Raw genomic sequence first — 16,281 nt, 5'->3', positions numbered from 1 at the left:
ATTTGTTGATTACTATTCCTAAAAACCCTAAATAATTGAAAATGAGTAGAAAATTACGTTGTGCGCCGTATGTAGCATTGACGGCGCTTTTATTAGCCGGCGGACTAAATACTGCAGAAGCACAAACTAAAAAGAAAAAAAATGCACTGCCGGCTCCTGCTACAACAACAGCTCCGGCACCGGCTGCAGCTTCAAAAACGGCCGTAAAGCCGTATAAAGAAGTGATTACCGATAAGGCTAAAACAGATCTTGGTTTGTTTAAGGTTCATCGCCTGGACGGAAAGTATTTTTATGAAATTCCGGATTCACTTTTTAACCGCGAAATGCTTGTGGTTACCCGCTATGCAAAAACCCCAACGGAAGACGGCACTTATGGTGGCGAAGAACTGAATGAGCAGGTTTGGAAATGGCAATTAAGAGAAAAACAGGTTTTCATCCGCATACCTTCGTATGATAACATTGCTGCTAAAGGAACAGATATGTTTGAGTCGGTTCAAAACTCAAACCTGGATGCGGTTTTAGCTTCATTTGATGTGAAAGCTTTTAACAAGGATTCAAATTCTGTAGTTATTGATGTTACAGATTTGTATGCTAAAGATGTGCAGTCATTAGGATTGCCGCAACCTTTGCGTACCAAATACAAGATCAGTACAATGGATGACAGCAGAACGTATGTTGATACCATTAAATCATTCCCGATAAATATTGAAGTACGGTCATTAAAAACCTACCGTGCAATTGATCCTCCGGGTGATAAATCCCTGGGATCAATGACCGTGGAAATTCATAACTCGATGTTGCTTTTACCAAAAGTGCCATACAAACCACGTTTGATGGATGCCAGAGTAGGATATTTTGGTCAAAGTCAGACAGATTACGGTTTGGATGCTCAGCGTGCCGAAGTAACCCGTTACATTCATCGCTGGAAACTGGAACCAAAAGATCCGGCGGCTTACAAACGCGGCGAACTGGTAGAACCTAAAAAACAAATTATCTATTATATTGATCCGGCAACTCCCGTAAAATGGCGCCCTTATTTAATTGCAGGTGTTAAAGACTGGAATGTTGCTTTTGAAGCCGCAGGTTTTAAAAATGCAATTACTTGTCTGGAGGCACCAACAAATGACCCAGACTGGTCGCCAGAAGATGCACGCTATTCTGTGATCCGTTATTTTGCATCAAATATTGCTAATGCTTATGGTCCGCATATTTCAGATCCGCGTTCAGGCGAAATTATGGAATCTGACATCGGTTGGTACCATAACGTGATGAACCTGGTGCGTAACTGGTTTTTCGTTCAAACAGCAGCAATTAATCCTGATTCCCGCACTCCTAAGTTTAAAGATGAATTAATGGGACAGTTGATCCGTTTTGTGTCTTCGCACGAAGTAGGTCATACCTTAGGTTTGCCGCATAACTTCGGATCTAGCGTTGCTTTCCCGGTAGATTCTCTGCGCTCAGGTGCTTTTACAAAACGTATGGGAGGAACAGCTCCATCTATTATGGATTATGCCCGCTTTAATTACATAGCTCAGCCTGGAGATGATGGTGTTTTATTATATCCGGGTGTTGGCGAATATGACAAATGGTCTATCAAATGGGGTTATACTTGGTTTGATAATCAAACTCCTGCAGAAGAGGCTAAAATTTTGAATAAATGGACGGTTGAAAAGGCCGGAAATCCGCTTTATTTCTATGGACGTCAAACAGGAAATCCAATCGATCCTCGTTCTCAGTCTGAAGATTTAGGTGATGATGCCGTTAAAGCATCCACTTACGGAATTGCAAATTTAAAGCGTATTGTTCCAAACATCGAGAAATGGATGTATGAAGAAGGTAAGCCATATGATAATTTGCAGGAATTATACGGTGAGGTTTTAGGACAATGGAACCGTTACATGGGTCATGTACGTTCTAATATTGGTGGTATTTATCAGAATGATAAAACCTATGAGCAAAAAGGACCGGTTTACACGCATGTACAAGAAGCTAAGCAGCGTGCTGCAATGAAATTTATCAATGAGCAGGCTTTTGCAACTCCAACATGGATGTTAAATCAAACTACATTAAATAAATTTGATAATGCCGGTATCGTAGATCGTCTGCGTCGTACACAGGTTGGTGTATTAAATGGTATTCTTGATTTTGGCCGTTTGGCACGCGTTATTGATAACTCTGTAAAAAACAATTCAAACGCTTACAGCATTGAAGAGTTATTTGCTGACGTACATCGCGGAATTTGGTCTGAGTTAAAAACCGGAGCAAATATGGATACTTACCGCCGTAATTTACAGCGTTCTTACATCGAGAGAATGGAGTTTTTAATGACTAAGGAGCAGGAACTTCCGGCTGGTGTTTCGCCTCAGTTTGCTTCTGCATTCTTTGGTACGTCTATCGATGCGTCAACATCTGATATCCGCCCAATGGCTCGCCGCGAACTTAAATTGTTAGCTTCAGAGATCAGAACTTCACTTCCAAAATTTGGAAATGCGGTGATTAAGGCTCATTTAGAAGATGCCCTGGTTCGTATTAACACAATTCTTGATCCGAAAGGATAAAATTATCAACCATTTGAAAACCCCTGATCATCAAACCGTCAGGGGTTTTTATTTTTTTAAATCTCTATGAAGCGTTTTTTACTTTCTGTTCTATTTTTATTATCTGCAACCCTAATAACACTTGCGCAAAGCGATTCAATAAATGTGGTTAAAGCAAAGTGGGAAGTGAGCAAAGTTTCAAGAGGCGTTAAGTTGAAGCAATACTGGTTTAATAATTCGCTTTTTAATTCAAGTCAACATGTAAGTATTGTTGAAATAAAAAGGCGGGCCAGACATGCTTTTGACCTTGCTTACGAAGAAAAATCACTTAAAAGTGTAACTGAATTTGCAGCTTCTGATGACGTAATTGCAGTGATCAACGGAACTTTTTTTGACATCAAAAACGGAGGTTCAGTTGATTTCATAAAATCAGACGGAAAAGTTATTAATGAAAACCGGCTTTCGGAGACTAAGAAACGAACTTTTCATCAGAAATCAGCGGTTGCTTTTAACGAGGGGAAAATCTCAATAGAAAAATGGAACGGACAGGATGGATGGGAACAAAAAGTTAAGGCAGAAGATCTGATGGTTACGGGCCCTTTGCTTATAGTTGATTCAAAACCTGAAAAATTAGATTCTATATCTTTCAATACCAGCCGGCATCCCCGAAGTGCAGTCGCTGTTCTTAAAAATAAACGTGTTCTGCTATTAACTGTCGACGGGCGTAATGAAAAATCTGCAGGGATGAATCTTATTGAACTTTCAAAACTTTTAACATGGCTCAAAGCAAGCGATGGAATTAATTTGGACGGAGGCGGTTCTACTACTTTATTGATAAAAGATAAAGCTAAAACGGAAGTGGTTAACTATCCCAGCGATAATAAAAAATGGGATCACCAGGGAGAAAGAAAAGTGGCAAATGTCATCCTTTTGAGAAAAAAATAAGACCTGGATATCTTCATAAACGAAAATATTTAACCAAAAAAAATTATTGAATAAACCATTTTGCAATTAAGGCCGTACTTCATACAAATCGATTTAAAATTAATAGTATGAAGCGAAAAAATTTTTTATCCCTCATTGGTTTGGGAGCAGGTACAGTAATTATATCTTCATGTTTGGGAGCTTGCGGAAAAAGTGACGGTCCTTCTCCATCACCAAGTCCCAACCCCACACCCGATAATAAAGTCGATTTCACACTGGATGTATCATCCAATTCGGATATTAACAGCAAGGGCTGGACCATTCAAAACGGTGTTATCATTGCTAAAAACGGATTAAATTATATTGCATTAGCCGCTGCTTGTACGCATCAGCAAAATCCGGTAACCTATCAGGCAAGTTCCAATACTTTTCCCTGTTCATTGCAGGATGCAGCTCACGGATCAGTGTTTGATGCAAATGGCGTAAAATTAAAAGGACCTGCTATTCAGAATCTGGCTAAATTTAATACTACATTAACCGGCAATACATTAAGGGTCTATGAATCGTAATCTGCCATTCGCTAAACTGACTGCAATTTTGTTTCTACTCATTCCTTTGACTTCTGTTGCCCAGGATGATCTGATGGCATTGGCAATAGATTCTAATGAAACGCAGGTCAGCAATTCCACCTTCAAGGCTACCAGAATTATAAACGGGCATTCGGTTGAAACTACCGGTCGGAATAATCTGGATTTTATCATCTCTCACCGATTTGACAGGCTTAACCGGGGGTTTGATGATTTCTTTGGTTTGGATGCAGCAACTAACCGGCTTGCTCTGGAATATGGACTTACAGAAGATATTATGATCGGTATCGGCAGAAGTTCTTATGAAAAGAATTATGATTTTTTTGGAAAATACCGACTCCTCAGGCAAAGCACAGGTAAAAAAAACATTCCTTTATCTATAACCGCTTTCACCGGATATTCTTTACGAACGGTAAAATCAGTGCCCGAACTTTCATCGAATGAGCGAAGCAGTTATACCGCCCAGATTTTGCTGGCACGCAAATTTGGAGAAGCGCTGTCTTTACAATTATCGCCCACAATTATTCATCGCTCACGGCCAGACATAGCTTCGGATTCTAAATCGGTTTATGCCAGCGGAATTGGGGGGAGGGTTAAATTAACGAAGCGGTTTTCTGTTAATGGAGAATATAATTATGTGTTTGCAAATCAAATAGATGATTCTTACAACAATAATTTGTCATTTAGCTGCGATATAGAAACAGGAGGGCATGTTTTTCAGTTATTGTTTACAAATTCCTACGGAATGGTCGAAAGGCAATTTATTACTGAAACTATTGGTGAGTGGGGTCAGGGAGATATCCATTTTGGGTTTAATATTTCCAGGACGTTCAGTTTTAATAGGAGGGTAAAGAAATGAAAATAAAGATTGTTTTACTAGTTTTTTTTCTGTCCTGCAGTCAATTCAGCTTATTTGCTCAAAAATCAATTTTATCTACTAGTTCGGGGGAAATCGTTTTTTTTTCTAAAGCTCCGCTGGAAGATATTGAGGCAAAAAACAATCGGGTTATTTCAATGCTTAATATCAGCAACCGCGAAATTGTGGTCAGAGTTCCTATTCGGCAGTTTCAATTCCGTAACAAATTAATGCAGCAACATTTTAATGAAAACTACATGGAAAGTGAAAAATTTCCGTATGCTACTTTTAAAGGACTTATAAATGAACTTATAGATTTTCAAAAACCAGGTACATATGATGTCAGCGCAAGCGGCATTTTAAATATTCACGGCGTTAGCCGAAAACGAACCCTTAATGGAAAGTTAACTATCCTGGAAAACTCCACGCAGTTGACTACCACCTTTAATGTATTGCTGACTGATCATAAAATAAAAGTACCCAAGCTGGTTTTTAATAAAATTGCTGAAACCATTGCAGTGAGTACCTCTTTCAGTTATTCACCTTACGAAAAATAAAAACAATTTTTATTCCTCCTTTTTTTCATTTTTGGATTATTAAAAAACCATAAATGAATTATTATAAAATAGGATCTCAACATCTTTCTTTATCACTTCTTAACCAGATTCAAGCTGAACAAACTAACCTGAGCTTGAGTGAACATGCAAAAAATGCTATTCTAAAATGCAGAGAGTTTCTGGATAATAAGTTAAAAGATACTAAATGTGCTATTTATGGTATCAATACGGGTTTTGGTTTTCTTCAGAATGTAGCTATTCCGGAAGATAAACTGATTCAGCTGCAGCATAATTTATTATTATCGCATGCTTGCGGAACCGGTGAAAAAGTTCCGCTTGAAATTATTAAAATCATGCTTTTGCTGAAAATACAGTCTTTAGCATATGGCAATTCCGGAATTAGTCTTTCTACAGTTGAACGCCTTATGCTGATGTATAATGAAAATGTATTGCCGGTAATTTTTACGCAGGGATCATTGGGTGCATCCGGAGATCTGGCTCCTTTGGCACATTTGGCTTTGCCTTTAATTGGAGAAGGAGAAGTTTGGTTAAACGGCGAAATACATACTGCAAAAGACTGGTTAAAAAGTGCCAGTCTGCAGCCCATAGAATTGCATTCTAAAGAAGGACTTGCCCTGATCAATGGTACTCAGTTTATGGCTGCTTACGGTATTCATATCTTGTTAAGAAGTAAAGTACTTTCAGATTGGGCGGATGTTATTGGCGCTTTATCGGCAGATGTCTTCGATTGTCGGATTGATCCTTTCAAATCTTTAAGTCATCAAATCCGGCCACATAAAGGACAATTGAAAACTGCAGAACGTATTTTTAATTTATTATCAGGCAGTGATCTTCAGAAGAAAGGATTTAAGCAGGTACAGGATCCATATTCTTTCAGATGTATGCCGCAGGTTCACGGAGCCAGTAAGGATACCATTGAATATGCCAGTTCGGTTTTTGATATCGAGGTGAATTCAGTTACTGATAATCCCAATATATTTCCTGAAGAGGATGAAATTATCTCAGCCGGAAATTTTCACGGTCAGCCGCTGGCTTTTGCATTTGATTTTCTTTGCATCGCATTAGCAGAGTTAGGCTCTATTTCAGAACGCAGAACATTCCAGCTCATTTCCGGTCAACGGGGTTTACCTAATTTCCTGGTAAAAAATGCCGGTTTAAATTCGGGCCTGATGATTCCGCAGTACACGGCGGCATCCATCGCAAGTGAAAACAAGCAATTATCAACACCCGCCTCGGTCGACTCTATTGTGTCCAGCAATGGTCAGGAAGATCACGTGAGTATGGGCGCCAATGCAGCTACAAAATGTTTACGTGTTCTTAATAATACAGAGCGGATTTTAGCCATTGAATTAATGACTGCGGCTCAGGCTTTAGAATTCAGAAGACCTTCGAAAACCTCTGATATTCTTGAAAAAATAATTTCCGAATATAGAAAACGAGTGCCTGTACATGAAAATGACCGGTTGCTTGCAACAGATATGCGGGAGTCAGTAAATTTTATAAAATCCTTTTCGATTTAGGGAATAAAGTCAAATCAAATTTATGGAAGAAAAAGATATTGACAGGATTATTGAAATGGCTTGGGAAGACAGAACCCCATTTGAAGCAATTCAAGCACAATTTGGTTTTTCAGAGGCAAACGTAATTACACTCATGCGAAAAGAGTTGAAGCGGAGCAGTTTTAACTTGTGGAGAAAAAGAGTGAATAGCGGCATCAGCCAAAAGCATGCACAAAAAAGAAATTCTTCGATATCCAGGTTTAAATGCAGTCTTCAAAAAACGATTACAATGAATAAGATAAGTAAACGATAGATTTTTTGAAATTAATCTTTCAGTACAATAAAGATTTTTGGCTATGCAGTTTATTAAATTATTGACTGAATGAAAAAAGTACAGAAACAAAACCTGCCGCATAAAATATGTATAGTTTGTGAAAGGCCATTTACCTGGCGTAAAAAATGGGAGAAGGTTTGGGTTGAAGTAAAATATTGCAGTGATAAATGCAGGATGAACAAACATAATTGATGAAGATTATTACCTGGAACTGCAATATGGCTTTCCGCAAAAAAGCGGATTTTATTCTCAAATATCAGCCGGACATTCTAATCGTTCCTGAGTGCGAACATCCCGACAAGTTGAAATTTAAAGAGGAAACAATTCTACCAACCGACATTTTTTGGTACGGTACAAATCATAACAAAGGACTTGGAGTTTTCTCTTATAGTAAGTACAGATTTAAATTGCTAGAAATCCATAATCCCAACTTTAATAACATAATCCCATTATCAGTTACTGGCGGAAATGTAGATTTTACATTATTTGCTATTTGGGCTAACAATCCGCTAGACAAAGATGGGCACTACATAACCCAAGTCTGGAAGGCAATTCATTTCTACGATAGCTTCTTGTTAGACAATAGAACAATATTAATCGGTGACTTCAATAGCAATACTATTTGGGACAAAAAATACCTAGAAGGAAACCACTCAACAGTTGTTGAAAAATTAGAATCTAAAAGAATTTTCAGCACCTATCATAAGTTTTACGGACATCAACAAGGAAAAGAGGAACACCCCACCTTACATATGTATCGGCATCAAGACAAGTCTTACCATATAGATTATTGTTTTGCCTCGGCAGATTTTATTGAAAAATTAACTAGCGTAGAAGTTGGACTTTACAACGACTGGACACACTGCAGTGACCATAATCCGCTTTTAGTGACATTTGACATGTGAATTTAAAAGATAAGATTACAATGCAATAGGCATCCATGAAACCAAATTAATTATATCCCACTAAGAGAAAAAAGGATCTGCTCTTGTCTGTGATTTGACAATTGCAGATCCTTTGCTTCCGTTCAGGATGACATTATCTCAATACAAACGGAAGATACAATCCTACAGAAATATTTCTTCCCTGATTGTAATAGCCCTGAGAAGGGTTGCTTTCATCTAAACGACCCGGTTTAAATCTGCTTAAATGGTCATAATAAGCCTTATTAAACAGGTTGTTTACCGATACATTCATTCGTAATGGCTGCTTATTAAGCATAAAGGTAGTTCCCATTGCAGCATTGACAAGTGTATACCCTTTACTGGCGGTTTCAAAAAAATCAATTCGGTTTTGTTTAAATACATTTTGAAGACTAACAGAAAAATAGCTGTTTTTAGCCCGGCCATTAATTACCGGTTCCAGTCTCAACTCATTTCTTAACACTGCAGCAGGAATAAATGGCAAAGCTCTGCCGGTTTCTCTGTTGCTGGCATGTGTATATGAAAAACTGTTTTCCAGATGAATTAAATCTATGGGATGAAAGTCAAGCCCGATCTCTGTTCCGTACAAATTGGCATTATCCTGAACATACCTGTAAACCGGAAATGTTTCATCCTGAGCTAGAATAGTTTCGTTGTTGGTTTGACGATTATAGATATAGTTATCTATGTAATTATTATATAAACCCAGGCTGGCGTGGATCTTATCATTATTAAACTCGATAGCAAGATCAGCATAATAGCTTTTTTCAGGTTTTAAATTAGTATTGCCTATTTCATATCTGAACGTCCCTTCGTGAACACCATCTGAACTCAGTTCGGCAATGTTGGGAGAACGGAAAGCGCTTCCTGCATTGGCTTTAAAACTAAAGAAATCGTTAAATTCCTGGGTAAAACCGGCAGCTCCGCTCAGGTTTGAGAAGCTATTTTTAAAATCAGTAAACTTACTTATTCCGTCTTCTTGCATACTTATTCCCGAAATTGTTTTGGTATCGTAACGTGCTCCTAAATTGAAGGTTGTGTTTAGCCATGATTTCTTGGCGTAAACAAAAAAACCAAATTCTGAGGAATTGTAATCCGGGATAAGTAATTCCTCAGCTTTATTCTCATTTGTTTGGAATGAACCGGAAGCTCCCAGAACAGGTTCCCAACCCGCAGTTTCGGCAATTGTATATTTCAGATCGTATGAAGAAGTTTGCAGATTGAAATAAAGTCCGGGATCTGTAGTGTTATCTTCAAATTCCCTGCGCTGGTTATTTTGATAGGCCAATGTGCTTCTCAGCCTGTTATTTCCTAAAATAATATTGCTGTTGACTGCAATTTTGTAATGACGGATATCCTGAAAAGGCAAATATGGGTTGCGATTTTTAAGATCAGAATCAGTTAATAAATTTCCATCCTCATCCTCAAACTGCCCGGAGCTATTTCTTTCAAAATCAGGTAATCCAATGTTATTGCGAAAGCTGGATAAATTTAAATGGGCGAAGCCCCATCGCTTGTTTAATCCAAGCATCCCGCTAAGGCTGGTTTCATTGTATCCTGTATTAGCAATGCGGCCACCCGGCGCATTGTAACTGTACGCATTTTTATAAGAACCGCGACCCTGCCATATAAAGCCGTTGCTATTGCCTTGCAGCATAGCTGAATTTCCGGTCAGGCCGTTGTTTCCGGAGTAGTTACTCAGAATTTCACCACGAATCTGCCCGTCTGCCGGCGGCAGGGGATCAAGGATGTTTATTACCCCGCCCAGCGCATCAGAACCATAAAGTAAGCTGGCCGCACCTCGAAGTATCTCCACACGGTCTGCATTAAACTGATCCACTTCAATGCCATGTTCATCGCCCCATTGCTGACCTTCCTGTTTGGCGCCGTCTACCAAAGTAACTACCCGGTTAGAGCTTAAGCCTCTGATTACGGGCTTAGAAATTCCGCCGCCAGTAGTGATTTGTGACACTCCGGGTACTTTTGCAATTGCATCAATCAGGTTTCCGGAAGGACGGTTGATGAGCTGATCTTTGCCGATGGCAGCCACAGCCGTACTGTTTTTACGGTTATCGCTGCTGAAAGCTGAGCCTGTAATCACTACCTCTCTGGCTTCAATGGTACTGGTTTGCAATGAAAAATTAAGCGAAGTACTCAGGGATAAATCCACCATTTGCGTAATGGTTTTATAACCAAGGTATTTTACTTCGATGATGAAAGTTCCTCTTTCAGGAATATTCCGAAAAGTAAATTCCCCATTTTCATCTGTAATGGCAATTAAACGGAGGTCGGGGAATGTCACTGTTGCTCCGGGTAATGGTTCTTTAGTTTGAGCATCAATTACTTTTCCTGTAATTAACAATGTCTCGGCAAATAGATTTCTGGATAATAGGATTAAAAGGGCTATTAAAATAACTTTCAAATTCATTATAGATAGATTTGGATAATCAAAAAAAGAGATATGCTTTCGCCATTTGGCAAAGCATTAAAAGAATAGAATGAAAATTATTGTAAAGGAGGACCCCTTAAAACAGTGAACAGCTGCTCAATAAAGTAACCTGTAAAATCACTTTCAGAGAAGAAAGAAAAAACGGGTGAAAGAGCTATTTTGTCCAGTATAGTCGGACCGGTAAATGATTTGTCGTAGTGAACAGAACATACCCAGCAAAAAACACTTTTAGTACTTATATGCTGCTTATGCTGACAAGTTTGCCCGGATTTTGAATCACTGCAACTTATCCTTGCTTCGGAATGGCTATGAAATGCATCAAGCGGCAGTACTGTAACTGAGAAGCACAGTAACAGTAAAATAGTTATACTTTTGCCTATGGTTTTTTTAATACCCTTCATTTCCTGAGAACGCAAATATATACAAAGAGAACTGATTTAGTAAATTGATTAATTTTGATATCGTAACAAAACCAATACCGATCATGACCACCCTACAATCCTCTATAGATCTTAGCAAAAAAAATACACCTACCGGAACTGAATTAAATTGTAAAGGATGGATTCAGGAAGCAGCTTTGCGCATGCTGCTTAATAATCTCGATCCGGATGTTGCTGAACGACCTGAAGAGCTGATTGTATATGGTGGTCGCGGTAAAGCCGCCCGAAATATTGAATCTCTTGAATTAATTATTAAAGCATTAAAGGATCTGGAAGACGATGAAACATTGCTCATTCAATCTGGTAAACCTGTTGGGATTTTGCCAACCCATAAAGATGCTCCAAGAGTTTTGATTTCAAACTCGCAGCTGGTTCCCAAATGGGCAACTCAGCAGCATTTTGATGATCTGGAAGATAAGGGACTGATGATGTACGGGCAAATGACTGCCGGATCCTGGATCTATATCGGTTCGCAGGGAATTGTGCAGGGAACATATGAAACATTCGGCGAACTAGCCCGTCAGCATTTTGGCGGTTCTTTAAAAGGAACACTTTCTGTAACGGCGGGATTGGGCGGTATGGGCGGCGCTCAACCGCTCGCCATTACCATGAACGAAGGAGTTTGCCTTGCGGCGGAAGTAGAAGAGTGGCGCATTCACAAAAGACTTGAGACCCGTTACATTGATGAAATTGAACTGGATATTGATGCCGCTATTGACCGTGCCCTGGAATATAAAAAAGCAGGGAAGGCATTATCCATCGGAGTGGTTTGTAACGCAGTTGAACTGCTGCAGCGATTGATTGACAGGAATATAATTCCGGATACTTTAACGGATCAGACATCGGCACACGACCCGCTGATCGGTTATTTTCCGGAAGGTTTAAGTGTGGAGCAGGCAAAACTGTTGCGTGAGCAAAATCCCGAAGAATATGTAAAACGGTCTTATAACACCATGGCCAAGCATGTTCGGCAGATGCTGGAGCTGCAGAAGCGTGGAGCCATTACTTTTGATTACGGAAACAATATCCGGGGCCGTGCTTTAGAAGCCGGTGTAAAAAATGCGTTTGATTTCCCCGGATTTGTACCGGCTTACATCCGTCCGTTGTTTTGTGAAGGAAAAGGTCCTTTCCGCTGGGCGGCATTAAGTGGCGATCCGCAGGACATTTACGAAACCGATAAACTGATTCTGGAATTATTTCCGGAAAACGAAGGATTAAAACGCTGGATAAAAATGGCGCAGGAACGCATTGCTTTTCAGGGGTTGCCTGCCCGTATTTGCTGGCTGGGCCTGGGTGAACGCGAAATTGCCGGGCTTGCTTTTAATAAACTGGTAGCAGAGGGTAAAGTTAAAGCTCCGATTGTGATCGGTCGCGACCATTTAGACACGGGTTCAGTAGCTTCCCCGAACCGCGAAACCGAAGCTATGAAAGATGGCTCGGATGCTGTTGCCGACTGGCCGGTTCTGAATGCCATGATTAATACTGCCGGTGGTGCAAGCTGGGTTTCGCTGCATCATGGCGGCGGCGTAGGAATTGGTTATTCTATTCATGCCGGGATGGTTATCGTAGCCGACGGAACGGCGGATGCTGAGCGCAGGATTAAACGGGTTTTACATAATGATCCGGCAATGGGTGTAATCCGTCATGCGGATGCAGGATATGATATTGCACTAGATACAGCAAGAAAGTATAAATTAGATCTTAAAGAAAGGTTAAAATAGCAGGATTAGCCATCCTGTTTATCCCCAATCATCATGATTAATTCAGTTTAGTATAAATCTTTGATCTCGCCTGTTTGATTTTTTTGGAGGCATCATCAGCAACTATTTTGGCTTGTATTGCCTCTTCTTTTATTTGAGCGATAGGTATATTATTGCCATAGAGAAAACCTTTGATATCTTTTAAATATACCAACTTTTTGCTGCGATAACCTGAGGTTATTTTATTGATTTTTCAGTCAATAGAATAGGAAAAATATCTAAAGCTAAATTCCTGAAGAAGTAGTTTAGTCTGCTTTCTGCTCAAGAATTTCCAATTGTGCCAGAATATCTTCTTCCTTCACCGGGAAATCTTTATCATTCCGGATGCATTGGAAAACATCCTCAAAAAGATCCATGTACCGGCCCCGAGTGGAAGGTACCAGCACGTGTTCTTTTTCACCATTCTCATTTACGATGGTTAAATGACCTTCTTTGCCTGGCAGTTCTTCGCCAAAGCCTGCATCGCCGGGTTTCATTCCTGAAATCAGCTGATCTTCCTGCGTATCGCAAAAAGATTTAATAAAAGAGCCTTTCGTTCCGTGGATCATTATTCCGGGTTGCGGATCGGCGACCAGCATACTCAGAGTGATAAAAACATTCAGCTGGTTGGGATATTTTAAATGCAAATGAGCGTAGTCGTCAACTTGAGAACCCGGACGATATTTGCCCAAGGTTTTACGTGCCGAAAGAGGTTTGCCGTACAGGCTGATTGCCTGATCCAAAAGGTGAGCGCCCAGATCGTATAAAATTCCGCTTCCGGGAACCGGATTTTCCTTAAATGCTTTTGGTCCGATAAAATTACGGAAGCGGTCGAAGCGTAGATGAATTTCAATGATTTGGCCTAATTTTCCGCTTTCCAGAACTTCTTTGGTAGCTAAAAAATCGCTCGACCAGCGCCTGTTTTGGTAGATCATTACCTTTTTGCCTACACTTCTTCCCAAATCAAACAATTCTTTCACTTCAATAATCGAAGTAGCGGCCGGCTTTTCAATCAAAACATGCTTGCCTGCCAGCAAGGCTTGTTTTGCAAATTCAAAATGGGTGTTATTTGGAGTGTTTACAACGATTAATTCGATATCACTGTTAGTCAATAAATCTTCTGAATGATCAAAACTGCGGATATAGGGATAATCTTTCTGCGCTGATTTTTTATTGCGTTCTAAAACACCTGAAAATTTAAACCCCGGATGCTGATCCAGAAAAGGAGCGTGGAATACTTTGCCAGACATTCCATAAGCCATCAGTCCGGTTGTAATTTCTTTTTGCATAATCAAATATAGATTCTATTAAATCTTATAATAAAAATACCCAAAGATTATATTTGCCGTTTCCTATAGAAACATCCATAATGCAAATGCTTTTTTCAATAATTCTATTTCTTTTTAGCAGTGTCAATTGGTTTTATACTAATTCATTAGGCGATTTACCCTTTATAAAAGCAAAGTCAGTAACTACACTGGATAATAAAGTGATAGAAACTTCAGGACTTATTTATTTCAATGATTCTTTCTGGACCATTAATGACAGTGGAAATTCAAATATGCTTTATCGCCTTGATCCGCAGGATGGCTCTGTAATTGCAGAAATCAAGGTTAGCAATTCTGAAAACGTAGACTGGGAAGAGCTGACACAAGATCAAAACTATATTTACATTGCGGATATAGGTGATAACGAGTTTAAACGAACGGAAAAACAAATATATCGCATCAAGAAAGCGGAGATAGCTAAAGCAAAAACTGGCGGCTCAGTAAATTGCGATATCATTCGTTTTGAATATCCTGAAATGGATGGCAAGAATGTTAAATTCAATGCCGAAGCATTAATAGCGTACAATGGGTTATTGCATATTTTTACAAAAGACTTTTTTGAAACTCATCATTTTACAATTTCGCCAGAACCGGGCAAGAAAACAGCTCTTTATATCGAAAAATTTAAAAGTAATGGCCAGGTTACCGGGGCAGCAATAGATTCTTTAAACGAGCGATTGGTCATGGTTGGATATTTAGGAATGGGCGACAGATTGTTCTGGGAAATTCGTGGCTTTTCTGACCAGTTATTTTTTGCTGATTCTGTTGATTCGTTTAGCCTGGGCAAGGTGAATGAAACCAGTCAGGTAGAGGCAGTTTGTTTTGGCCCTCAGGGCCAGGTTTTTATAACGAATGAAAATACATGGAATGTAAAGCAGCAATTATGGAGTCTTCCACAAGCTGCAGAGTAAATTGGCCATTTAAAATCTTGTAAAATTCCCAGCATTGCTTTTTTTACATTTGCGCCATGACTCCAGCAGAAATAAATCAGAAATGGAAAGAATTGCAGCAAAGAATTGCAAAAGATTTTGATAACGAAGCACCTGATTTAAAAGTAATGCTTTTTCTTATCGGGGTTCAGGAACTGGGCCAGGGGCCAAGGAAATTCAGCAAGCGCCAGAAAGAAGAGCTGATGCATATTGCCAATTGCCGCTTATTCAGTGAACTGGGTTTTTACGAGCTGGAAGGACTTGATCAGGATGGCTGGCCGCACTGGAAATTAATAAAACCCATTCCCGCCTATACCATGCTTGAACAGGAAATGGTCATGAAATCCTTAATGGTTACCTATTTTGATAATTTGTAATTCTTCTCTCATTTCTCCTTGTCTGAGAAAAAATAGTATATTTTCGAACTAAATCAATTTTGTTTCATGAAAAGAATCATAACCTTATTCCTGTTATTTATTTCCATCGGCGCATTTGCCGCAAAGCCTGCGCATCAGTATGTACGTGTCCAAACCAATAAGGGAGAATGTATTATTATGCTCTACAATCAAACCCCGCTTCATCGCGATAATTTTTTGAAGCTGGCCAAAGAAGGGTTTTATAACGGAACTCTTTTTCATCGCGTAATTAAAGAATTTATGATTCAGGGCGGCGACCCGGATTCTAAAACCGCTAAGCGTGGCCAGGCTTTGGGCGAGGGCGATTTAGGTTATCGCGTAGACGCAGAATTTAGAGAGAACTTATTTCATAAAAAAGGGGTATTGGCTGCTGCCCGCGATAACAATCCGGAAAAAGCATCCAGCGCAAGTCAGTTTTATATTGTGCAGGGTAAAAAATGGACTGACGAAACTCTTGACCAGATTCAAAAAAACAGGATGCAGGGTCGGCAAATTCCGGAAGTACAAAGAGAAGTATATAAGTCTCTCGGTGGTACACCGCATTTGGATCAGAATTATACCGTTTATGGTGAAGTTGTAAAAGGAATTGAGCTTGTGGATTCTATTGCATCCGTAAAGACGGCTCCGGGTGATCGTCCCTTAGAGGATATTAAAATGGAAATCACCGTTTTAAAAAAGCGTGAAGCACGAAAGCTCGAAAAATCTCTGGGCCTTAAAAACAATACCTTATAATCACCAAATT

General features: G+C 39.5%; 15 protein-coding genes. 13 read left to right on the top strand and 2 right to left on the bottom strand.

Annotated features, from left to right (window positions below; genetic code table 11):
- Positions 1–41 precede the first annotated feature (41 nt).
- From G521_RS0103765 to G521_RS0103725, 9 genes are all read left to right on the top strand, one after another.
- Positions 42–2,558 carry a zinc-dependent metalloprotease gene (locus G521_RS0103765; protein ID WP_026897338.1) on the top strand — a complete coding sequence of 839 codons (2,517 nt, stop codon included), beginning with the start codon at positions 42–44 and terminating at the stop codon, positions 2,556–2,558.
- Positions 2,559–2,624: 66 nt separating this feature from the next.
- Positions 2,625–3,482, top strand: coding sequence for a phosphodiester glycosidase family protein (locus tag G521_RS0103760; RefSeq protein ID WP_026897337.1), 858 nt, complete (start codon positions 2,625–2,627; stop codon positions 3,480–3,482).
- A gap of 107 nt (positions 3,483–3,589) precedes the next feature.
- Positions 3,590–4,030, top strand: a complete 441-nt coding sequence (locus tag G521_RS0103755) for a QcrA and Rieske domain-containing protein (protein ID WP_026897336.1) — start codon at positions 3,590–3,592, stop codon at positions 4,028–4,030.
- The gene (locus G521_RS0103750; protein ID WP_036678099.1) at positions 4,020–4,907 is read left to right on the top strand and encodes a DUF5777 family beta-barrel protein; all 888 of its coding nucleotides are present in this window, start codon (positions 4,020–4,022) and stop codon (positions 4,905–4,907) included. Before G521_RS0103755 ends, G521_RS0103750 begins: the two co-directional genes overlap by 11 nt.
- The gene (locus G521_RS0103745; protein ID WP_036678096.1) at positions 4,904–5,461 is read left to right on the top strand and encodes a YceI family protein; all 558 of its coding nucleotides are present in this window, start codon (positions 4,904–4,906) and stop codon (positions 5,459–5,461) included. Before G521_RS0103750 ends, G521_RS0103745 begins: the two co-directional genes overlap by 4 nt.
- 53 nt (positions 5,462–5,514) lie before the next feature.
- Entirely contained in the window at positions 5,515–7,002 is a 1,488-nt protein-coding gene (gene hutH / locus G521_RS0103740) for a histidine ammonia-lyase (RefSeq protein ID WP_026897333.1), read from the top strand.
- 22 nt (positions 7,003–7,024) lie between these two features.
- Positions 7,025–7,294: a TIGR03643 family protein gene (locus tag G521_RS0103735; RefSeq protein ID WP_026897332.1), complete on the top strand. Its 270-nt coding sequence runs from the start codon at positions 7,025–7,027 to the stop codon at positions 7,292–7,294.
- Between the two features lie 69 nt (positions 7,295–7,363).
- Positions 7,364–7,507, top strand: a complete 144-nt coding sequence (locus G521_RS18400; RefSeq protein WP_081675014.1) for a DUF2256 domain-containing protein — start codon at positions 7,364–7,366, stop codon at positions 7,505–7,507.
- Positions 7,507–8,220 (top strand): endonuclease/exonuclease/phosphatase family protein, encoded by a 714-nt coding sequence (locus G521_RS0103725; protein WP_026897331.1) that lies wholly within the window; start codon positions 7,507–7,509, stop codon positions 8,218–8,220. The genes G521_RS18400 and G521_RS0103725 overlap by 1 nt, the downstream gene beginning before the upstream one ends.
- 133 nt (positions 8,221–8,353) lie before the next feature.
- On the opposite strand, the gene G521_RS0103720 is transcribed toward G521_RS0103725, so the two are convergent.
- On the bottom strand, positions 8,354–10,666 hold the full coding sequence (locus G521_RS0103720; RefSeq protein WP_036678093.1) for a TonB-dependent receptor: 2,313 nt from the start codon (positions 10,664–10,666) through the stop codon (positions 8,354–8,356).
- A 505-nt stretch (positions 10,667–11,171) separates the two neighbouring features.
- Here G521_RS0103720 and hutU point away from each other — a divergent pair.
- Positions 11,172–12,848 carry a urocanate hydratase gene (gene hutU / locus G521_RS0103710; RefSeq protein WP_051189425.1) on the top strand — a complete coding sequence of 559 codons (1,677 nt, stop codon included), beginning with the start codon at positions 11,172–11,174 and terminating at the stop codon, positions 12,846–12,848.
- Between the two features lie 284 nt (positions 12,849–13,132).
- On the opposite strand, the gene G521_RS0103700 is transcribed toward hutU, so the two are convergent.
- Positions 13,133–14,155, bottom strand: a complete 1,023-nt coding sequence (locus G521_RS0103700) for a Gfo/Idh/MocA family oxidoreductase (RefSeq protein ID WP_026897327.1) — start codon at positions 14,153–14,155, stop codon at positions 13,133–13,135.
- Positions 14,156–14,241: 86 nt separating this feature from the next.
- Between G521_RS0103700 and G521_RS0103695 the strand changes: the two genes are divergently transcribed.
- The 3 genes from G521_RS0103695 to G521_RS0103685 all read left to right on the top strand — a co-directional run bounded on the left by G521_RS0103695 (position 14,242) and on the right by G521_RS0103685 (position 16,271).
- A complete protein-coding gene (locus G521_RS0103695) occupies positions 14,242–15,105 on the top strand; it encodes a hypothetical protein (RefSeq protein ID WP_155975653.1) in 864 nt (287 codons plus the stop codon).
- Between the two features lie 56 nt (positions 15,106–15,161).
- Positions 15,162–15,500 (top strand): hypothetical protein, encoded by a 339-nt coding sequence (locus G521_RS0103690; RefSeq protein WP_026897325.1) that lies wholly within the window; start codon positions 15,162–15,164, stop codon positions 15,498–15,500.
- Between the two features lie 66 nt (positions 15,501–15,566).
- Positions 15,567–16,271, top strand: coding sequence for a peptidylprolyl isomerase (locus tag G521_RS0103685; RefSeq protein ID WP_026897324.1), 705 nt, complete (start codon positions 15,567–15,569; stop codon positions 16,269–16,271).
- The last annotated feature ends 10 nt before the right edge of the window (positions 16,272–16,281 follow it).

Origin of the sequence: Daejeonella oryzae DSM 19973, from assembly GCF_000422945.1 — a bacterium.
Classification (GTDB): Bacteria; Bacteroidota; Bacteroidia; order Sphingobacteriales; family Sphingobacteriaceae; genus Daejeonella; species Daejeonella oryzae.
This window is presented reverse-complemented; position numbering and strand designations above follow the sequence as displayed.